Raw genomic sequence first — 19523 nt, forward strand, 5'->3', positions numbered from 1 at the left:
CACCATCGCTAGACTTCGAGCAGTGACACGGGGTGCCGCGCCGAGCGGCTGAGAACACACCCGTCGAACCTGATCTAGTTCGTACTAGCGAAGGGATGTCGCCATGAGCGATCTTCTGTGCCCACCGTCCGCCCTCCCCGTCGTCGCCGACGCGATGCGATTGCTCGAGTCGGTGCGCGAGGCGCCACCGCTCACGCATTGCATCACCAACGCCGTCGTCACCGGTTTCACCGCGAACGTGCTGCTCGCCGTCGGCGCGGCACCGGCGATGGTCGACATCGTCGGCGAGGCCGAGCTGTTCGCCGGGGTCGCGACCGGCGTGCTGATCAACCTCGGTACGCCCACACCGGAGCAGCGAGCTGCCGGGCTCGAAGCCGTCGCAGGCGCCGCCGCTGCAGGTACGCCCTGGGTGCTCGATCCGGTCGCGATCGGCGCGCTGCCGGTACGCACCGAGCACGCCCATCGCCTGGTCGAACAGCGCCCGACGGCGATCAGGGGCAATGCGTCAGAGATCCTCGCCCTCGCGGGGCTGAGCGCCGGCGGACGCGGCGTGGACGCGACGGATTCGCCGGATGCCGCGGCAGACGCCGCCCGCGCGCTCGCGATCCGCTACGGCAGCGTCGTCGCGGTCTCAGGGCCGGTCGACCTCATCACCGACGGCGACCGCGTCTTCCGCGTCGCCAACGGCGACGAGCTCCTCACCCGCGTCACGGGTGGCGGCTGCGCACTCGGCGCCGTCATGGCCGCATTCCTCGGCGCGGCGCGCGCGACCCGGTTCTCGCCGCTCACCGCGGTCACGGCGGCGACCCTGTTCTACACGATCGCCGCTGAACGCGCTGCCGCATCGGCCACCGGACCAGGCAGCTTCGCGGTCGCGTTCCTGGATGAACTGGCAGCTACGACACCCGCCGACCTTGAGTCTGCAGCGCGGGTCGTGGAAGAGGAATTCGCGGCGCCGATCGCCGAGGTCGTCTCATGACTGATCTCTCGCTGTATCTCGTCACAGATCCCGCACTGTGCGGCGAGCGAGGCGTCATCGATGTCGTGCGAGAAGCCGTCGCCGGCGGAGTCGGCATCGTCCAACTGCGCGACAAGACGGCGACCGACGCGCAGGTCGTCGCGCAGCTCATGGAACTGTCCGACGTGATCGACGGGCGAGCCGCGCTCGTCGTCAACGACCGGCTGGATGCGGCCATCGAAGCACGTGCCCGCGGTGCCCGCGTCGACGGCATCCATCTGGGCCAGTCCGACGTCTCAGTCGAGCGCGCGAGGGAACTGCTCGGGCCCGACGCGATCATCGGACTCACCGCGAACACCGCCGCCCATCTCGATACCGTGCGCGCACTGCCGCCCGGAACCGTCGACCATCTCGGCGTCGGGGTGATCCGACCGACCGAGACCAAGCCCGACCACCCGGAACCGCTGGGGGTCGAGGGTTTTCGGGCCTTCGCCGCCGCGAGCGAGCTTCCCTGCATCGCCATCGGCGGCGTCACGATCGACGATGTCGAAGCGCTCCGCGACGCCGGGGCAGCCGGGATCGCCGTGGTCTCGGCGCTGTGCGCCGCGGCCGACCCTCGAGCGACGGCGCGCGATTTCCGGCGCCGGTGGCGGGGCGCGGCATCCGTTCCCCGTGTTCTGAGCATCGCCGGGAGTGATCCGTCGGGCGGTGCCGGCATCCAGGCCGATCTGAAATCCATCGGCGCGAACGGCGGGTACGGAATGGCGGCGATCACGGCTCTCACCGCCCAGAACACGCAGGGGGTCTTCGCGGTGCACGTGCCGCCCGCCGACTTTCTCAGGGCCCAGCTCGATGCGCTGGCGACCGACATCGACATCGACGCCGTGAAGATCGGGATGCTCGCCGATGCGGAAGTCATCCGCACCGTCATCGCATGGCTCGACGACGTACGGCCGCCGATCGTCGTCATCGATCCGGTGATGGTCGCGACGAGCGGGGACCGCCTGCTCGAAGCGGATGCAGAGGACGCCCTGCGCGATCTGCTCCGGCGGGCTGATCTGGTCACACCGAATCTCCTTGAGCTCGCGGTGCTCGCAGACACGGCGGTCGCAGGCAGCTGGCCCGAAGCGATCGCGGATGCCGAGCGGCTTTCTGCCGATATCGGCGCGGCCGTTCTCGTCAAGGGCGGTCACCTCGGCGGGGATCAGTCGCCTGATGCCTTCGTGGATGCGATGACGGCCACTGTCCGAGAGTTTCCCGGCATGCGAATCGACACGGATGCCACGCACGGCACAGGATGCTCGTTGTCATCCGCACTCGCCACTCAACGCGCACTGCGCAAGGACTGGCCGGAAGCGGTGGTGGCAGCGCGCGGATGGCTGCGGGAGTCATTGCGCGGCGGTGCAGGACTGCTGGTCGGGTACGGACACGGACCGATCGACCATTTCGCCGGTCTGCGCACCCGCGGCGGCATCGACACCTCGCCCACGAGCGACGAGATCGTGACGCAGTGGTGGCAGCACATCGCGGCAGTCCGTGCCGACATCGATGAGTTGCCCTTCGTCCGCGGGCTCGCCGACGGCACTCTCGGCAGAAGTGCTTTCACCCACTACCTCGCGCAGGACGCCCTGTATCTCAGCGGCTACGCGCGTGTGCTCGCCGATGCGGCACGTCTCGCCCCGACCGCAGCAGAACAGGCATTCTGGGCGCAATCGGCGCACGGGTCGATCGTCGGCGAGCTCGAGCTGCATGCGCAATGGCTCACACCAGCTGAAGGAGTGAGCGACAGGACGTTCTCGGCAACGCCGTCCGCGGCGACGATCGCGTATCTCGACCACCTTCGATCCACCGCATACGGCGGCGACTACGCGCAGTTGATCGCCGCGCTGCTTCCGTGCTTCTGGTTGTACACCGACCTCGGCCAGCGTCTGGGAGACGGTCACTTCGGCGAGTACGCACGGTCGGATGCGCACCCGTACGCATCGTGGCTGCGCACGTATGCGGATGAGTCGTTCGCGGAGTCCACCCGACAGGCGATCGAGTACGTGGCGTCGACGGCAGCGGCATCCGACTCAGAAGGCAAGAAGCGGATGCTGCGCGCGTTCGAAGCCTCCGCTTCCCACGAGCTCGCATTCTTCACAGAGCCCCTGGAGAAGGAGCCGCTGGAGCAGAAGCCGTTGGATCAGGAATCGCGAAGCATCCGCCCTGAGCAGATCTTCGACCAGGCCGGAGTCGAAGATGGTGTGATGGGCGTATGACGAAAGTGCTCATTCTCGGCGGGACGGCCTGGCTGTCTGGCCTGATCGCGTCGCGGTGGATCGACACCGGCGCGCAGGTGACGTGCCTCGCCCGTGGCACTCATCCGGTGCCGGAGGGCGCCGCGCTCGTCCGCGCCGACCGCGACGACGCGGATCCGTACGGAGAACTGCACGGCGAGTGGGATGAGATCGTCGACGTCTCCCGCCACGTGCACCACGCCAGCGGTGCGGTCGCCGCGCTGGGCGCGCGCGCCGCACGGTGGACCTATGTCTCGTCGGTATCGGTGTACGCCGAGGAGGCCACACCGGGCACGGATGAGTCGGCCGACACCCTCGCGCCGGCGCAGGACGGCGATGAGTACGAGTACGGCGCGCAGAAGGTCGCGTCCGAGGCGGCCGTCCGCACGCTCGGTGAGCGCGCACGCATCGTGCGTCCTGGCCTCATCGTCGGGCCGGGAGATCCGAGCGATCGCTTCGGCTACTGGGCCGCCGCGTTCGACCGCGCAGCAGACGGCCCGGTACTCATCCCTCGCGTCGAAGGTCGAACGACGCAGGTGATCGACGTCGATGATCTGGTCTCGTTCGTGGTGGACGGTCATTCCTCCGACGCGGTCAACGCCGTCGGCGACGTGCACGAGCTCGGCCGTGTGCTGGATGCTTTTCGCTCGGCGACCGCGCACAGCGGCGAGGTCGTCGTGGCGGACGATCAATGGCTGGAGACGCAAGGCGTCGAGTTCTGGGCGGGGGATCGTTCGCTCCCACTGTGGCTGCCGGTGGACATGGGCGGATTCACGACACGTTCGAACTCCGCCTATCGTGCCGCAGGCGGAACGCTGACGCCGCTGGAGAAGACGATCGAGCGCATCGTGGATGACGAACGCGCCAGGGGAGTGAACCGTGAGCGTCGAGCGGGACTCACCCGGGACCAGGAGATGGCTCTGCTCACGGCGTTGTAGGCGATCTCCGATTTGCGAACCAAGCGCCCGCAGCGCTACTGTCACCACATGCCTTCGGCTGTCCCCGCCTCTATGACGCTCGCTCCGAGCGTCATCGTTGTGCGCCGACGCCGCAGCCGTCTGGCCGGCCGCCGACTCTAGGCGACCCCGTGCTCCCCGAACGTCGATTCCCGACGAGAGGGTCGAGCGCCGGTGTCGCCGCCATCGGCCCCTCACCCCAGACCGTTAAGGTAGAACCATGACGTATTCCGTCGCCGTCTCCGGCGCATCCGGCTATGCGGGAGGCGAGATCCTGCGCCTGCTGGCGAGTCACCCGGACATCGAGATCCGCACCGTCACCGCGCATTCCAACGCCGGCCAACCACTGATCCAGCACCAACCGCACCTGCGCTCGCTTGCGCACCTCACCCTGCAGGACACCACGCCGAACATCCTCGCGGGCCACGACATCGTCTTCCTCGCGCTTCCGCACGGTCAGTCCGGCCAATACACGGTTGCCCTGGGCGATGTTCCGCTCGTGATCGATGCCGGCGCCGATCATCGCCTCACATCACGGGATTCCTGGGATGCGTTCTACGGCGGCGACTTCCACGAGCCCTGGGCGTACGGCGTCCCGGAGCTGCTGGTCGATGGCGCGAAACAGCGCGAGACGCTTCGCAGCGCCAGCCGCATCGCAGCCCCCGGTTGCAACGCCTCGACGGTGAGCCTCAGCCTCGCCCCCGGCATCGCTGCAGGAGTCATCGACCCGAGCGACATCGTCGCGGTGCTCGCGGTCGGTCCTTCCGGGGCCGGCAAGAGCCTCAAGACCAATCTGCTCGCGAGCGAGATCCTCGGCAGCGCGAACCCCTACGCCGTGGGTGGCACGCACCGGCACATCCCCGAGATCCAGCAGGCGCTCTCGGCCGCAGGCGCGGATGAGGTGCGGATCTCCTTCACCCCCGTGCTCGTGCCGATGGCACGCGGCATCCTCGCCACCTGCACCGCACCGATCATCGAGGGTGTCACCGATGCCGAGATCCGTGCGGCGTGGGAGAGCGCCTACGGCGATGAGACCTTCGTGCAGCTGCTGCCGGAGGGCCAGTTCCCCCGCACCGCCGACGTCATCGGCGCCAATACGGCGTTGATCGGTCTCGCGATCGACCGCGCGGCGAACCGTGTCACGGTCGTCACCGCCGTCGACAACCTCGTCAAGGGCACAGCGGGCGCCGCCATCCAATCCATGAATCTCGCGCTCGGACTCCCCGAGGATCGGGCGCTGTCACTGAACGGAGTCGCGCCATGAGCGTCACCGCACCCCAGGGTTTCGAAGCGGCCGGCGTCGCAGCGGGCCTCAAACCCACCGGCAATCCCGACGTCGCCGTCGTCGTCAATCGCGGCCCCCGCAAGATCGGCGCCGCAGTCTTCACCAGCAACCGCGCGAAGGCGAACCCCATCATCTGGTCGCAGCAGGTCATCACCGACCGCACGGTCGAGGCGATCGTGCTGAATTCGGGCGGTGCGAACTGCTTCACCGGGGCGTTCGGATTCCAGACGACGCACCAGACCGCCGAGAAGGCCGCCGAGCTGCTCGACGTCAGTGCCGGTGACATCCTGATCTGCTCCACCGGCCTGATCGGCACGGGCGACGAAGCATTCCGTGGCAAGGTGCTCGATGGAACCGCGCAGGCGATCGCCGAGCTCAGCACCGACGGCGGGGACGCGGCGGCACAGGCCATCATGACCACCGACTCCGTCGCGAAGACGGCAGTCGTCTCACGCGACGGCTGGACCATCGGAGGCATGGCCAAGGGGGCGGGGATGCTTGCGCCAGGACTGGCCACGATGCTCGTCGTCATCACCACCGACGCCGACCTCGACGCGCTCGACGCCGACACCGCACTGCGCCGCGCGACGGGGCAGACGTTCGACCGGCTGGACTCCGACGGCTGCATGTCTACCAATGACCAGGTGACTCTGCTCGCCAACGGCGCCAGCGGCATCCGGCCCGACCTCGATGATTTCGCGGCCGCCCTGACCGAACTCAGCGATGAACTCGCCATCAAGCTGCAGAGCGATGCCGAAGGTGCGAGCCACGACATCACGATCCGCGTCACGAACGCCGCATCCGAGCAGGAAGCTGTGGAAGTCGGCCGTTCCGTCGCGCGCAACAACCTCTTCAAAGCGGCGATCTTCGGCAACGACCCGAACTGGGGTCGCGTCCTCGCGGCGATCGGCACCACCAGCGCGCAGTTCGACCCGTACAACGTCGACGTCTGGATGAACGGCGTACGAGTGTGCTCGGACGGCGGCCCGGACCGCCCGCGCGAAGACGTCGACCTCACCCCCCGGGCCACTGATCTGCTCATCGATCTGCAGGTGGGCGAGTCCGAGGCGACGATCCGCACGAACGACCTCACCCACGACTACGTCCACGAGAACAGTGCGTACGCCTCATGACCGACACTCACGACACACCCCCTGATCTCGCGGCTGTCAAAGCCACAACGCTGATCGGGTCGCTGCCATGGCTGAAGAAGTTCCGCGACCAGATCGTCGTGGTCAAGTACGGCGGCAACGCGATGGTGTCGGACGAGCTGCAGGAGGCGTTCGCGCAGGACATCGCGTACCTCCGCTACGTCGGCGTGCAGCCGGTCGTCGTGCACGGCGGCGGTCCGCAGATCTCGAACATGCTCGACCGGCTCGCGATCCCCAGCGAGTTCAAGGGCGGCTACCGGGTCACCAACACCGAGGCGATCAGCGTCGTGCGCATGGTGCTCACCGGGCAGGTCAACCCGCAGCTCGTCGCGAAGATCAATTCGCACGGCCCGATCGCGACCGGCCTGAGCGGTGAGGACGCCGGACTCTTCGGCGGACGCCGTCGCGGCGTCGTGATCGACGGGGAGGACATCGACTTGGGACGTGTCGGCGACGTCGTCGAAGTCGACCCGACCGCAGTGCTCGATCACCTCGCGGCCGGGCGCATCCCAGTGATCTCCAGTATCGCGCCGGATCTCGATCATCCAGGGCAGTCTCTGAACGTGAACGCGGATGCCGCGGCATCCGCTCTCGCGATCGCATTGAACGCACGCAAGCTCGTCGTCCTCACCGACGTGCCTGGACTGTATGCGGACTGGCCCAACCGCGAGTCGCTGGTCTCGCACCTCACATCCGCCCAACTCACCGAGATGCTGCCGACGCTCGAGTCGGGGATGATCCCGAAGATGCGCGCCTGTCTCGACGCGGTCGAGGGCGGAGTGGATGCAGCGGCCATCATCGACGGACGAGTGCCGCACTCGGTGCTCGTCGAACTATTCACCAACGAAGGAATCGGAACAGAAGTGGTACTCGGACAATCAGGGGTGACGGCATGACCGTCTGGAAGGAAGACGCCGCACGGGATCTCGTGCTCAACGCGGGGGAGCGGTTCGCGCTGCTCACCCGAGGCGACGGCTCATACCTCTGGGATGATCAGGGCAAGCGACACCTCGACTTCCTCGCAGGCATCGCCGTGACCTCGCTCGGTCACGCTCACCCGGTGTTCGTCGACGCCATCTCGAAGCAGGCCGCGATCCTCGCCCACGTGTCGAACTACTTCGCCACGCCTCCGCAGCTCGAGCTCGCGGCGCGCCTGAAGCGTCTCGCGGGAGCCGGCATCGACGGCCGCGTATACTTCTCGAACTCCGGCGCAGAGGCCAACGAGGCCGCGTTCAAGCTCGCGCGCCTGCACGGCGGATCCGAGCGGCCCCGCATCATCGCGCTGGAGAACGCGTTCCACGGACGCACCATGGGCTCTCTCGCCATGACGGCGAAAGCGTCGATGCGTGCGCCGTTCGAGCCGATGCCCGGTGGCGTCGAGCACATTCCCGCCACGATCGAGGCGCTCGAAGCAGCCCTCGACGACCGGGTCGCTGCGGTCTTCGTCGAGCCCATCCAGGGCGAGGCCGGCGTCGTCGAACTTCCGGAGGGCTATCTCGCTGCTGCGCGCTCGCTCACGCTGAAGCACGGCGCGCTGCTCATCATCGACGAGATCCAGACCGGCGCCGGCCGCACCGGCACATGGTTCGGCTTCAACCACGAGGGCATCACGCCCGACGCGATCACGCTCGCCAAGGGCATCGGCGGCGGCTTCCCGATCGGCGCTCTCGTCACGTTCGGCGCAGCGAGCTCGCTGTTCACGCCCGGATCACACGGCTCGACGTTCGGCGGCAACCCGCTGGGGACGGCCGTCGCGAACGCCGTCCTCGGTGAGATCGAACGCGCGGGACTGGTGGAGAACGCTGCCGCGCGCGGAGCGCAGCTGCGCACCGTGATCGAAGGCATCGGCTCGCCGCTCGTCAGCGGCGTGCGCGGACGCGGCCTGCTCATCGGGGTCGCCCTGACCGCCCCCGTCGCGGGCAAGGTCGTCGAGGCCGCGCAGGAGCGCGGTCTGATCGTGAACGCGGCAAATCCGGAGACGGTGCGCATCGCGCCTGCCCTCACCATCGGCGACATCGAGATCGAAGAATTCCAGACGCTGTTCGCCACAGCCCTCGCCGACGTGCGGGCGGGCATCACGGCATCCGAAACAGAAAAGGCCAACGCATGACCCGCCACCTGCTGCGCGACGATGACCTCACCACAGCCGAGCAGACCGAGATCCTCGATCTCGCAGTCGAGCTGAAGAAGGACCGCTGGGCGGACAAGTCGCTCGCCGGCCCGCAGACCGTCGCGGTGATCTTCGACAAGTCATCCACCCGCACTCGGGTGTCGTTCGCGGTGGGCATCGCAGATCTCGGCGGCTCGCCGCTGATCATCACGACAGCGAGCAGCCAGCTCGGCGGCAAGGAGACCCCGTCGGACACGGCTCGCGTGCTCGAACGTCAGGTCGCCGCCATCGTCTGGCGCACCTATGCGCAGGCGGGGCTCGAGGAGATGGCCGCCGGCACCAGGGTTCCGGTCGTCAACGCGCTCTCTGATGACTTCCACCCCTGTCAGCTTCTGGCCGACCTGCTCACGATCCGTGAGCACAAGGGCGACCTCAAGGGACTCACGCTGACATTCTTCGGCGACGGCGGAAGCAACATGGCGCACTCCTATGCGCTCGCCGGCGTCACGGCGGGGATGCACGTGCGCATCGCCTCGCCCGAGTCGTACGCACCCCGCGCCGACGTGGTGGAGGATGCCGATCGCCGCGCCGCGGAGACCGGTGGATCGATCGCGCTCTACACCGACCCGGTCGAGGCGGCCGCCGGTGCGGATGTCATCGTCACCGACACCTGGGTGTCGATGGGCAAGGAGGAGGAGAAGCTCGCGCGCATCCGCGACCTCGGCGGATACAAGGTCACCGCGGAGACGATGACTCTTGCCGATCCAGAGGCGATCTTCATCCACTGCCTTCCCGCCGACCGCGGTTATGAGGTCGACCCGGAAGTCATCGACGGCTCGCAGAGTGTCGTCTGGGATGAGGCGGAGAACCGCCTGCACGCCCAGAAGGCACTCCTGGTCTGGCTGCTCCGCCAGAGCTGAGCCATGTCGAGCCGCCAGCGCACGCGCTCCCTGACCGTCTCGAGGGGGCGCCTGCGCGGCAACTGGCACCGCTTGAACGGGCCAGCCCGCATCGCCGGCGTCGATCTCGCACGCGGTCTCGCGGTGATCGGCATGTTCGCCGCACACCTGCTGCTGACCGCCGACAGCTTCGTCTGGACAGACCCGTCCACGTGGACGGCTGTCGTCGATGGCCGCTCGTCGATCCTGTTCGCGACGTTGGCCGGGGTCTCGATCGGGCTCGTCACCGGCGGCCGCACGCCCTTTCCCGACGCCAGGATGACGTGGGCGCGGTGGAGGCTGGTGCTGCGCGCGCTGCTGCTGCTGGCTCTCGGCATCCTGCTGATCCTCACCGGGGTCCCGGTCTTCGTCATCCTGCCCGCCTACGCGATCCTGTTCCTGCTGGCGTTGCCGTTCACCCGGCTCCGAGCCGGCACGGTGCTGTGGACCGCGGCCGGCCTCGCCGTCATCATGCCGTTCGTGCAACCCGCGCTCGAGGCGCTGCCGATCTGGGATGCGCCGTTCCGCGACGAGCTCGACGCCGTGATCGGGTGGCATTACCCGTTCACGGTGTGGATCGCCTTCGTGCTCGCGGGTCTCGGTGTCGCGCGCGCCGGGGTGACGCGGTCGTCGGTCCAGGTGCGGATGCTCGTCGTCGGAGCGGTGCTCGCGGTCATCGGCTACGGGCTCGCCGAACTGCCCGCACCGGCGGGCGGCTCGTACGGGGATGAGGTCTGGACGGCTGAACCGCACTCGTCCGGTGTGCTCGAGGTCATCGGCTCCGGTGGCTTCGCGATCGCCGTGCTGGCCGCCTGCCTGCTGCTGTGTCGCAGCGGCGTGCTCAGGATGCTGATGCTGCCGTTGCGCGCCACCGGGGCGATGCCGCTCACGGCGTACACCGCGCAACTGCTGGTGTGGGCGATCGTCATGCTGATCGTCTTCGGCGACACCACCGACTACTTCGGGTTCGTCGCGCTCGAACCGTTCTGGCCCATGACGATCGGCACGCTCATCGGATGCTCGGCCTGGGCGCTGCTCATCGGCCGCGGCCCACTGGAATGGGTGCTCGAGCGCACGACGCGGTCGGTCGGGCAGCACGCTGAGCGCCGCTGATCACTAAGTCGGGCCGCTGGTCGCAGCGCCGCACGCCGCTAGGCTGGAATCATGAGCGACGCGAAGAACGACGGTACGAACGAGGGCGCACTCTGGGGCGCACGATTCGCAAGCGGACCGTCGCCCGAGCTCGCGGAGCTCAGCCGCTCGACGCATTTCGACTGGATCCTCGCGCCCTACGACATCGCCGGATCGCACGCACACGCCAAAGCGCTCGCCGCTGCCGGTTACCTCGAGCCCGACGAGGAGCAGAAGATGCATGCCGGTCTCGACGCGATCGCGCGCCGGGTCGCCGACGGCTCACTGCTCCCCGCACCCGGCGATGAAGACGTGCACGGTGCTCTCGAGCAGGCGCTGATCGCCGAGCTCGGTCCTGAACTCGGCGGGCGCCTCCGCGCCGGTCGCAGCCGCAACGATCAGATCGCCACGCTAGTGCGCATGTACCTGATCGATCACGCCAAGGTCATCGCCCGCGACATCCTCCGCGTCATCGACGCCCTCGTCGCGCAGGCCGAGGCGCACCCTGAAGCGATCCTTCCGGGCCGCACTCACCTGCAGCACGCCCAGCCCGTGCTGCTCGCACACCATCTGCAGGCGCACGCCTGGCCGCTCGTACGTGAGCTCGAGCGCCTCGTCGACTGGCGCGTCCGTGCGGGAGTCTCGCCGTACGGCGGGGGAGCGCTCGCCGGATCGACGCTGGGCCTCGACCCCGAACTGGTCGCCCGCGAGCTGGGGCTCGACCGTCCGGCGGAGAACTCCCTCGACGGCACCGCGGCACGTGACGTCGTGGCGGAGTTCGCCTTCATCACGGCGATGACCGGGGTCGACGTGTCGCGCTTCGCGGAGGAGATCATCCTCTGGAACACACGCGAGTTCGGTTTCGTCACCCTGCACGACAGCTGGTCGACGGGTTCGAGCATCATGCCGCAGAAGAAGAACCCCGACATCGCCGAGCTCGCGCGCGGCAAGTCCGGTCGACTGATCGGCAACCTGTCCGGGCTCCTGGCCACGCTCAAAGGACTGCCCATCGCGTACAACCGCGACCTGCAGGAGGACAAGGAGCCGGTCTTCGACTCGGTGAACACCCTCGAAGTGCTGCTTCCCGCGTTCGCGGGAATGGTCGCGACCCTCACCTTCGACACCGCGCGGATGGCAGAACTCGCCCCGCAGGGGTTCTCTCTGGCGACCGACGTCGCCGAGTGGCTGGTCAAGCGGCGCGTGCCCTTCCGCGACGCGCATGAGATATCCGGTGCGCTCGTGAAGGCCTGCGAATCGCAGGGGATCGGGCTCGAGGATGCCACGGACGAACTGCTCGCGCAGGTCTCACCGCACCTCACTCCAGAGGTGCGCGAGGTCTTGAGCATCGAGGGGTCCGTCGCCTCCCGCACCGGTGCAGGCGGCACGGCCCCGGTGCGCGTGGCCGAGCAGCGGGCCGAGCTGATCGCCCGTGCTCAGTCGGCTGCGCACGCGCTCGGGCTCTGAGCGGTCCCCGCAGCGGGCTTCATGAGCGCGCGCCCCGTGATGAGCATGATGACGAGTGCGATCGCTGTCAGCGCTGCGGCGACCCACACCGGCGCGAGCAATCCCAACCCGGTCGCGAGCCCGACTCCACCGAGCACGGGCCCCGCGGCAGCTCCGATATTCAATGCCGCGGTTGCATACGAACCGCCCATCGTCGGCGCGCCCGACGCGGCATAGAGCACGCGCGTGATCAAGGTGCTGCCGACGCAGAATGACAGGAAGCCCTGAACGAGGACGAGGACGTTGAGCGCGACGGGATGCGACGCGGTCAAGGCCAACACGATCCAGCCTGACAGGAGCAGCGGTCCACCGACGGCGAGCACTGCGCCAGGTCGTTGATCTGAGAGCCGCCCTGCGACCGTGACGCCGAGGAACGACCCGATGCCGAACATCACCAGCGCGAGGGACACCCACTCTTCGGACATACCGGCGGTCTCGGTCACAACGGGTGCCAAGAAAGTGAATGCCGCAAAAGTCCCTCCGTTGATCAGCGCTCCAAGCGCCATGGTCAGGATGAGCCGCGGCGTCGCCAACTGGCTGAGCTCGGCGCGGAGCCTCGGTGAGGACGCGCTGGTCGCAACCTTCCCCGCATCGTTCGTGATGCCTCGGACAACTCCGAGTACCGCGGGAATACAGAGGACGGCGATCGCCCAGAACGTCGTTCGCCAGCCGAGCGCGGTGCCGAGCAGCGCCCCGGCGGGGACGCCAGCGACGGTTGCGATCGTCGTGCCGGACAGCAGTATCGACAGCGCACGCCCCTTCTGATTCGCGGGAACCAGAGTCGTGGCTGTGCTCAGCGCCACCGCGAGGAATCCTGCGTTCGCAAGGGCGCTGAGTATCCGAGTGACGAGGAGGAGCGAGAACACCGATGTCATCGCGCCGATGACATGAGTTCCCGCGAACACGAGAAGGCAGACGATCAGCGTCAGCCGCGGCGGCCAACGGCGAGCAAATGCCGCCATCGCTGGTGCGCCGATGACCATGCCTGCAGCGAATGCGGAGGTCAGCAGGCCTGCAGTGCCGACCGAGACGTCGAGTTCGGTCGCTATCGCGGGGAGCAGTCCCGCGAGCATGAATTCTGAAGTGCCCATGACGAAAACCGCCAGGGCAAGCATGTAGAGAGCAAAGGGCATCGAGTACTCCGAGGTGAGAGATCAAGAAAGGGTTCTTCTCGTCACCACGGCCAGCGCCCAGGTACGCCAGAGATGCCCACACAGACCGTGGGCGTCGTAGCTAGGGGTTCACGGGGCTGGCGGTGTGACCGACAACCCCTGAAGTGTCTGACTCGGGACTCGACATGTCCCAAACTCTATATCTCGCAACAACCTCGCCGCACATCACGCCTAGTGCAGCGCTTCGTCTGCGGCGCTGCGCTCCCAACGGGTGAACCTCACGACCAGATTCGCGCTCATCGGCGCAGCCAGGAACGGACCGGCTGAGGCGGCAACATCGCCATCGAACGGCGCGACGCGCACCAGGCGCCACTCGCCGTCATCCGCGCGCGCACGCACGATGAGAGCATCCGCCCAGCGGCTCACGCGCACCGTGATCTCCGAACCGTGCCATTCATCGACGTGACCGACTGACCAATCGGAGTGGATGTCGGTGACTACCGCGCCGAGCCCGAGGTGACCGTCGGCGAACTCGAGGCCCGCCTTCATCCAGTGCTCATGGTCTGCCTGCACATACAGGCCCGCCTGGTCGAACTGCCCTTCCCACGGTGCACGGAACGAGACGTCCATCGCCTCGCCCACGGCGAGAGGTGCCAACAGGGCGTGGGCGTTCTCGTGGACGAATCCGTAGGCAGTGTGACGCCACGCGTCGCTTCCTTCACGTGCGGTCACGTCGAGGTGGCTCCCGGAGGCAGTGCTCTCGGCAGGAGGAGTGGTCCATGTTCCGTCGGTCCAGGCGATCATGATCGCCACCATATCGGGCGTTGACGCCGTCCGGATACTTCGAGATACTTGGGGCGAAGTATCTCTGAGTATCTCGTTCCTCTGGAGGGTCGATGCAGCCGAGTCCGTACACGCCAGGTGAGATCGCTCGCGCCGTCCCCGGTCGAGGTGAGCTGATCGATGAGTTCAACGAGAGGCTCTCGCTCCTGGTCGACCTGCAGCGGCTGATCGGCCGCATCCACGTCGCGTTCGGCGAGCGCGGCATCGGCAAGACCTCGCTGCTGCGTGCGTACCAGCGCCTTGCCGAGGAACGCGATGTGCTCTGCATCTGGGTCACGGCGGGGGAGCAGAGCGGATTGATCGCCCAGATCGTCGACGGCATCCGCGATGCGACGAGCTCATGGCCCCACGCCGCGGCGACCTCGATACGTGAGCACCTCGATCAGCTGACCGTCACGCTCGGTGTGCCAGGGGTCGCATCCGTCAGCGCGAAGACCAGGGCGCCGGCGCCGGAGGCCGTCGGTGCCAGGGCGCTGGAGAAACTCATCCGGGCGACCGCCGATGACCGCAAGCGGGTGAAGGCCCTGATCCTGTTCATCGACGAGGTGCAGTCGGCGGATGCCGACGGCATCCGCACGCTCGCGTACGCGTGGCAGCATCTGCAGGCCGAAGCATCCGACATCCCCGCCGCCGTCTATGCGGCAGGTCTCCCCAACGCACCGGAGCAGATCGCGGATGCCGTCACCTTCAGCGAGCGCTTCGCGTACCGCCCGCTCGAGATGCTGTCGGTCGGTGCACAGGTCGCGGCCCTCCGCGATCCGGCATTCGAATTGGACGTGACGTGGGAACCGGATGCGCTCGCGCTCGCCGCTGAGCTCGCCGCCGGGTATCCCTACGCTGTGCAACTGTACGGCGATGCGTCCTGGGTCGCCGCCGGGCGACCGGATGCCGGCGGCACGATCACACCTCGTCACGTGAAGACCGCTCGCTCGAGTGTCGATCGTGACCTGCGGAACCTGTTCGCCGCACGCTGGGCGAACACCACGGCGAACCAGCGCCGATTCCTCGTCGCGGTCGCCTGGCTGCAGGAACACGGTGATGCTGCCGACCGCGGCGATCTCGCCGACGTCCTGGACGTGTCATCTCGCAGCCTGTCCTCGGTGCGCGCCCGTCTGATCGCGAAGGGCCTGATCCGCTCCGAGGGGCATGGACGCGTCACCATCCCGGTCCCCGGCTTCGCGGGCTACATCCGTGAGCTCGTGGACGACCCGCGGTAGTCGTTCAGAGCGCCGATCGGTACCAGGTGATCTTCTCCGCCAGCCGAGCCTGCTGCGACAGCACCTCTTCGAGCCTCTGCTGCACCCGGTTGGCGTGCTCCTCGAGCAGGGCGATCCGTCTGGCCAGGATCCTGGCCGGAACGTCGCGCAGGCGTTCGGACACAGGCGCGGACAGATCGTGCTCGCGTGGCTCCTGGCCCACGGCATCCGCCCGATTCTCGGCGGCAGCAAGGTGGAACAGCTCGACGCGGCGATGGATGCTGCGCTGTTCGCCCTCACGCCTGAGGAGGTCGATGCGATGGACGCACCGGCCTGAGACGGTGTCGTCGCGCTGATAGCCTGAGACGCGTGTCGAATCCTGCTCTGACGACTGCTGAACCCGCGATCGACCCCACGTTCGAGAACGTGTGGGACGAAATCGTGTGGCGCGGCCTCGTCCACGTGTCCACCGACCAGGAGGCGCTGCGCGCCCTTCTCGCCGGAGACCCGATCACGTATTACTGCGGATTCGACCCGACGGCGCCCAGCCTGCACCTCGGGCACCTCGTGCAGTTGCTCCTGCTGCGCCGTCTGCAGCTCGCCGGTCACAAGCCGCTGGGCCTCGTCGGCGGATCGACAGGCCTCATCGGCGACCCGCGTCCGACCGCGGAGCGCACACTGAACACCCGCGAGACCGTCGCCGACTGGGTCGGCCGGTTGCGCGAGCAGGTCGAGCGCTACCTCAGTTTCGAGGGCGAGAACGCCGCCCGCATGGTGAACAATCTCGACTGGACCGCTCCGCTGAGCGCGATCGACTTCCTACGCGAGATCGGCAAGCACTACCGCGTGGGCACGATGCTGAAGAAAGACGCTGTGAGCGCGCGGCTGAACTCGGACGCCGGCATCAGCTACACCGAGTTCAGCTACCAGATCCTGCAGGGGCTCGACTTCCTCGAGCTGTACCGCCAGTACGACTGCGTGCTGCAGACCGGCGGGTCAGACCAGTGGGGCAACCTCACCAGCGGCACAGACCTCATCCACCGCGTCGAGGGCCGCTCGGCGCACGCGATCGGCACGCCGCTGATCACCAACAGCGATGGCACGAAGTTCGGCAAGAGCGAGGGCAACGCCGTCTGGATCGATGCGGACATGACCAGTCCGTACGCGTTCTACCAGTTCTGGCTGAGCACCGCTGACGCCGACGTCGTCGAACGCCTCAAGGTCTTCACCTTTCTGACCCGCGCCGAGATCGAGGAGTACGCGAAGCTCGTCGAGACCGAGCCGTTCCGTCGCGCCGCCCAGAAGCGCCTCGCGCTCGAAGTGGTCGCGACAGTGCACGGGGTGGATGCGACGGCGGCTGTCATCGCGGCATCCGAGGCGCTCTTCGGCCAGGGCGACCTGACAGCGCTGGATGCGGCGACGCTGCGTTCTGCGCTCGAGGAGCTTCCGAACGCGACTGTCCCGGCTGGCACGCCCGTCGTCGACGCGCTCGTGTCGACCGGTCTCGTCGCAAGCCTCTCCGAGGCGCGCCGTGCGATCACCCAGGGCGGTGTCACACTCGACGGCGCGCGGGTCGAGGACGACGCGGCCGTCGTGCAGGGAAGCCTCCCCGGAGGAGTGTCGGTGCTGCGCAGAGGCAAGAAGACACTCGCCGGCGTCTTCGTCGGCTGATGCCGTTCACACCGAGTCACGCGGTACTCGCACTGCCGTTCATCCGTACGCCGCTGATTCCGGCGGCGATCGCGATCGGCGCGATGACGCCGGACCTGCCGCTGTTCCTCCGCGGATTCGGCGTCACATACGCGTTCACGCACACTTTCGCGAACCTGCTCTGGACGATGGTGCTCGCCCTCGGGTTGTTCCTCGTCTGGCGTGTGGTGCTGCGGCCCGCGGCATCCGAGCTCGCGCCGTCCTGGCTGGCGCGCCGACTGCCGAGCGAGTGGGACCGGCCGGCCGCGGATGCTGCGACCGAGGCCGTCGGAATCGGACAGCGACGCTCGTACATCCCGCTGCTCATCCTGTCGCTGCTGCTCGGTGTCGTCTCGCACATCCTGTGGGATGCATTCACGCACGCGGGGCGCCTCGGGCTCGACCTCTTCCCCGCGCTGGGCGAGCAGTGGGGTCCGTTGCAGGGCTTCAAGTGGCTGCAGCACGGTTCCAGCATCGTCGGGCTTGTCATCATCGGCATCTGGGCGCTGCTCCGGCTGCGTCGCAGCGTTGCGCACGCCGATCGTGACCGCTTACTGCCGGAATGGATCCGGCTGGTGTGGTGGCTGTCGCTGCCGGCGATCCTCGTCGCCGCGTGGGTGGTCGGCTATCTGACCTACGGTCCGTTCACCGCGGAGTTCACCCTGCAGCATCTGGCGTACCGCATGCTGCCCTCGGCGTGCGGAATCTGGGCGATGCTCACACTCGCACTGTGTGTGGTGATCGCCATAGTGGGCGGTCGCCGCCCCACACGCGTGGTGCCGCGAAGCTGAACCCCGGCAGCGCCGGTGCGGCCGTCACCACCGTGCGCCCGGCGACCGAGAACGTCTGGCTGTGCAGTTCCGGGTCGATCTCGCGTTCAGGCTGAGGCTCGTCGCGACGGGGCATTCCCAGCAACTCGGCGGCCATGCGTCGAAGCGAGGTCGAGATGTGCCACGTACCGCCTTCGCGTGATCGGCGGGCCAATGTCTCGCGGACCGCAGCGGCCAGCAGGTAGCCGGCACTGTGATCGAGTGCCTGCGCGGGAAGGGAACCAGGCCGCTCGCCGTCCGGCGACTCGATCATCGCGATGCCGGATTCCGCCTGCACGAGCGAATCGAATCCTGCGCGGTCGGGGTGCTCGAGACCCCAGGCACTCAACTGAGCGATGATCAGCCCCGGATGTCGGTCTGCGAGAACATCGGGGGAGAGGCCGAGGCGCCCGAGCGCGGCGGGTCGATAGCCGAGCACGATGACATCCGCGTCCTTCAACAGAGCGTTCATCTGCTCAGACCGCGCGTCGAGAATGGCGCTGCGTTTGCCGTGACCGGTGTCGAAGTGCTGCCACTGCGGTTCGGCGAGATGCGGGGGATCGATGCGCAGCACCTCGGCACCGAGGAGGGCGAGAGTGCGGGTGCAGACAGGACCAGCGATCACCCGGGTGAGGTCGAGAATGCGAATGCCACGCAGCGGCGCCGTCGGAACGGAGGACGCGTGTGATCGCGGCGGCGCGTCAGCGCCCATGCGCCTGATCTCGACGAGCGGTCGCGCGCGCAACGCCGCATCGTGGCCTGGCTTCTCTCGGCCGACTTCGACAGCCAGACCTCCCGCGTCGGCGATGCGATCGACAGACTCTCGAACGGATGCCGCGGCGAACACTGACCGCAGATCATCCGCGGTCGCGTCCGCCGGAACCTCGAGTCCGCGGCAGAGGGCGCTCGCGTGGTGCGGGTAGTTGCCGTGCGTGCGCAGCCAACCGTCGGCAGCGCGCCAGAAACCCGAATACGGCGACCACACCGACGGTGACTCGCCATCGATACGCAGCAGTCGATCGCTGCGATACGCCATCGCGATCCGGTCGGGATCTGGTTGTCGGGAATCGTCGATGGACCGGAGCACCGCGTTGACACTGGCGGAGGCGAGATCGCCCGTCGCGAGACGAGAGGGGAGCGGTGACGAGGTGTCCATATGTTCGTGATCGTACGCCCGAGAGGAGCGTATCGACCAGAAAACCATGGTGACCTGGGACGATGATCCGGCACGTGGTCGGCGACACGCCCGGGGCGCCGCTGAAATTTGCCGGACCCCCGGATCCCACGTAAGTTATTACCTGTTCGCCCCACAGGGTTGAGCAAGGGCCAAGGCCTCGCTCCCCTCAAGCGGTTGAACACCTCCCAACACAGAAGATCACCTCGGTGAGATGCTGTGTGGGGATGCTCTGTGGATCCGCAGATCGTGACCGAGTTCGCTCGGATCGCCGATTTGACAAACGGGCGCCACGGAGTAAGATTGAGAAGTTGCCCTTCGGGCCTGGTTGTGATGACTGGGTCGGGGGAGCGTCCGATCCTTGAGAACTCAACAGCGTGCACTTGTCAAAT

At 67.7% G+C, this 19523-nt stretch carries 18 protein-coding genes and 1 riboswitch; of the genes, 14 read left to right on the top strand and 4 right to left on the bottom strand.

The features are described from left to right. Nucleotides 1–18 precede the first annotated feature (18 nt). Nucleotides 19–113: riboswitch (TPP riboswitch) on the top strand. The 10 genes from thiM (at nucleotide 104) to argH (ending at nucleotide 12269) form a co-directional block, all read left to right on the top strand. Further along, a complete protein-coding gene (gene thiM, locus HDC95_RS15680) occupies nucleotides 104–979 on the top strand; it encodes a hydroxyethylthiazole kinase (protein ID WP_259064569.1) in 876 nt (291 codons plus the stop codon). Its footprint overlaps the riboswitch before it by 10 nt. Next, the gene (locus tag HDC95_RS15685; protein WP_259064570.1) at nucleotides 976–3216 is read left to right on the top strand and encodes a bifunctional hydroxymethylpyrimidine kinase/phosphomethylpyrimidine kinase; all 2241 of its coding nucleotides are present in this window, start codon (nucleotides 976–978) and stop codon (nucleotides 3214–3216) included. Before thiM ends, HDC95_RS15685 begins: the two co-directional genes overlap by 4 nt. Beyond that, the gene (locus HDC95_RS15690; RefSeq protein ID WP_259064571.1) at nucleotides 3213–4172 is read left to right on the top strand and encodes an NAD-dependent epimerase/dehydratase family protein; all 960 of its coding nucleotides are present in this window, start codon (nucleotides 3213–3215) and stop codon (nucleotides 4170–4172) included. Before HDC95_RS15685 ends, HDC95_RS15690 begins: the two co-directional genes overlap by 4 nt. A 238-nt stretch (nucleotides 4173–4410) precedes the next feature. Continuing rightward, entirely contained in the window at nucleotides 4411–5454 is a 1044-nt protein-coding gene (gene argC, locus HDC95_RS15695; protein ID WP_259064572.1) for an N-acetyl-gamma-glutamyl-phosphate reductase, read from the top strand. Then, entirely contained in the window at nucleotides 5451–6608 is a 1158-nt protein-coding gene (gene argJ, locus HDC95_RS15700; protein ID WP_259064573.1) for a bifunctional glutamate N-acetyltransferase/amino-acid acetyltransferase ArgJ, read from the top strand. The genes argC and argJ overlap by 4 nt, the downstream gene beginning before the upstream one ends. Next, entirely contained in the window at nucleotides 6605–7522 is a 918-nt protein-coding gene (gene argB / locus HDC95_RS15705; RefSeq protein WP_259064575.1) for an acetylglutamate kinase, read from the top strand. Before argJ ends, argB begins: the two co-directional genes overlap by 4 nt. Then, complete coding sequence (locus tag HDC95_RS15710) at nucleotides 7519–8736, top strand: acetylornithine transaminase (RefSeq protein ID WP_259064576.1); 1218 nt, start codon at nucleotides 7519–7521, stop codon at nucleotides 8734–8736. Before argB ends, HDC95_RS15710 begins: the two co-directional genes overlap by 4 nt. Next, the gene (gene argF, locus HDC95_RS15715; protein ID WP_259064577.1) at nucleotides 8733–9656 is read left to right on the top strand and encodes an ornithine carbamoyltransferase; all 924 of its coding nucleotides are present in this window, start codon (nucleotides 8733–8735) and stop codon (nucleotides 9654–9656) included. Before HDC95_RS15710 ends, argF begins: the two co-directional genes overlap by 4 nt. Nucleotides 9657–9659: 3 nt before the next feature. Next, complete coding sequence (locus HDC95_RS15720; RefSeq protein ID WP_259064578.1) at nucleotides 9660–10787, top strand: heparan-alpha-glucosaminide N-acetyltransferase domain-containing protein; 1128 nt, start codon at nucleotides 9660–9662, stop codon at nucleotides 10785–10787. Between the two features lie 51 nt (nucleotides 10788–10838). Further along, nucleotides 10839–12269, top strand: a complete 1431-nt coding sequence (gene argH / locus HDC95_RS15725) for an argininosuccinate lyase (protein ID WP_259064579.1) — start codon at nucleotides 10839–10841, stop codon at nucleotides 12267–12269. On the opposite strand, the gene HDC95_RS15730 is transcribed toward argH, so the two are convergent. Both HDC95_RS15730 and HDC95_RS15735 read right to left on the bottom strand, forming a co-directional pair. Further along, nucleotides 12239–13441, bottom strand: coding sequence for a Cmx/CmrA family chloramphenicol efflux MFS transporter (locus tag HDC95_RS15730; protein WP_259064580.1), 1203 nt, complete (start codon nucleotides 13439–13441; stop codon nucleotides 12239–12241). The genes argH and HDC95_RS15730 overlap by 31 nt on opposite strands. 210 nt (nucleotides 13442–13651) lie before the next feature. Beyond that, nucleotides 13652–14224 carry a DUF1349 domain-containing protein gene (locus tag HDC95_RS15735; RefSeq protein WP_259064581.1) on the bottom strand — a complete coding sequence of 191 codons (573 nt, stop codon included), beginning with the start codon at nucleotides 14222–14224 and terminating at the stop codon, nucleotides 13652–13654. A 92-nt stretch (nucleotides 14225–14316) separates the two neighbouring features. On the opposite strand from HDC95_RS15735, the gene HDC95_RS15740 reads away from it, so the two are divergent. Beyond that, nucleotides 14317–15480 (top strand): ATP-binding protein, encoded by a 1164-nt coding sequence (locus tag HDC95_RS15740; RefSeq protein ID WP_259064582.1) that lies wholly within the window; start codon nucleotides 14317–14319, stop codon nucleotides 15478–15480. A 4-nt stretch (nucleotides 15481–15484) separates the two neighbouring features. Here HDC95_RS15740 and HDC95_RS15745 read toward each other — a convergent pair whose 3' ends face one another. Then, entirely contained in the window at nucleotides 15485–15643 is a 159-nt protein-coding gene (locus HDC95_RS15745; protein WP_259064583.1) for a hypothetical protein, read from the bottom strand. A 15-nt stretch (nucleotides 15644–15658) separates the two neighbouring features. Between HDC95_RS15745 and HDC95_RS15750 the strand changes: the two genes are divergently transcribed. The 3 genes from HDC95_RS15750 to HDC95_RS15760 are packed head-to-tail and all read left to right on the top strand — an operon-like array spanning nucleotide 15659 to nucleotide 17939. Further along, nucleotides 15659–15796, top strand: coding sequence for an aldo/keto reductase (locus HDC95_RS15750; RefSeq protein WP_259064585.1), 138 nt, complete (start codon nucleotides 15659–15661; stop codon nucleotides 15794–15796). A gap of 32 nt (nucleotides 15797–15828) precedes the next feature. Then, on the top strand, nucleotides 15829–17130 hold the full coding sequence (gene tyrS, locus HDC95_RS15755; protein ID WP_259064586.1) for a tyrosine--tRNA ligase: 1302 nt from the start codon (nucleotides 15829–15831) through the stop codon (nucleotides 17128–17130). Further along, nucleotides 17130–17939, top strand: a complete 810-nt coding sequence (locus tag HDC95_RS15760; protein WP_259064587.1) for a DUF4184 family protein — start codon at nucleotides 17130–17132, stop codon at nucleotides 17937–17939. Before tyrS ends, HDC95_RS15760 begins: the two co-directional genes overlap by 1 nt. On the opposite strand, the gene HDC95_RS15765 is transcribed toward HDC95_RS15760, so the two are convergent. Next, entirely contained in the window at nucleotides 17866–19113 is a 1248-nt protein-coding gene (locus HDC95_RS15765) for a CoA transferase (RefSeq protein ID WP_259064588.1), read from the bottom strand. The two genes, HDC95_RS15760 and HDC95_RS15765, sit on opposite strands and share 74 nt — an antisense overlap. Between the last annotated feature and the right edge of the window lie 410 nt (nucleotides 19114–19523).

The sequence above is a fragment of the Microbacterium sp. AK031 genome (genome assembly GCF_024807145.1).
In the GTDB taxonomy this organism is placed as follows: domain Bacteria; phylum Actinomycetota; class Actinomycetes; order Actinomycetales; family Microbacteriaceae; genus Microbacterium.

What these genes read in the sequence shown, in the direction of transcription:
- thiM (WP_259064569.1), top strand. Translation starts at nt 104, where the DNA reads ATGAGCGATCTTCTGTGCCCACCGTCCGCCCTCCCCGTCGTCGCCGAC.
- HDC95_RS15685 (WP_259064570.1), top strand. Translation starts at nt 976, where the DNA reads ATGACTGATCTCTCGCTGTATCTCGTCACAGATCCCGCACTGTGCGGC.
- HDC95_RS15690 (WP_259064571.1), top strand. Translation starts at nt 3,213, where the DNA reads ATGACGAAAGTGCTCATTCTCGGCGGGACGGCCTGGCTGTCTGGCCTG.
- argC (WP_259064572.1), top strand. Translation starts at nt 4,411, where the DNA reads ATGACGTATTCCGTCGCCGTCTCCGGCGCATCCGGCTATGCGGGAGGC.
- argJ (WP_259064573.1), top strand. Translation starts at nt 5,451, where the DNA reads ATGAGCGTCACCGCACCCCAGGGTTTCGAAGCGGCCGGCGTCGCAGCG.
- argB (WP_259064575.1), top strand. Translation starts at nt 6,605, where the DNA reads ATGACCGACACTCACGACACACCCCCTGATCTCGCGGCTGTCAAAGCC.
- HDC95_RS15710 (WP_259064576.1), top strand. Translation starts at nt 7,519, where the DNA reads ATGACCGTCTGGAAGGAAGACGCCGCACGGGATCTCGTGCTCAACGCG.
- argF (WP_259064577.1), top strand. Translation starts at nt 8,733, where the DNA reads ATGACCCGCCACCTGCTGCGCGACGATGACCTCACCACAGCCGAGCAG.
- HDC95_RS15720 (WP_259064578.1), top strand. Translation starts at nt 9,660, where the DNA reads ATGTCGAGCCGCCAGCGCACGCGCTCCCTGACCGTCTCGAGGGGGCGC.
- argH (WP_259064579.1), top strand. Translation starts at nt 10,839, where the DNA reads ATGAGCGACGCGAAGAACGACGGTACGAACGAGGGCGCACTCTGGGGC.
- HDC95_RS15730 (WP_259064580.1), bottom strand. Translation starts at nt 13,441, where the DNA reads ATGCCCTTTGCTCTCTACATGCTTGCCCTGGCGGTTTTCGTCATGGGC.
- HDC95_RS15735 (WP_259064581.1), bottom strand. Translation starts at nt 14,224, where the DNA reads ATGATCGCCTGGACCGACGGAACATGGACCACTCCTCCTGCCGAGAGC.
- HDC95_RS15740 (WP_259064582.1), top strand. Translation starts at nt 14,317, where the DNA reads ATGCAGCCGAGTCCGTACACGCCAGGTGAGATCGCTCGCGCCGTCCCC.
- HDC95_RS15760 (WP_259064587.1), top strand. Translation starts at nt 17,130, where the DNA reads ATGCCGTTCACACCGAGTCACGCGGTACTCGCACTGCCGTTCATCCGT.
- HDC95_RS15765 (WP_259064588.1), bottom strand. Translation starts at nt 19,113, where the DNA reads ATGGACACCTCGTCACCGCTCCCCTCTCGTCTCGCGACGGGCGATCTC.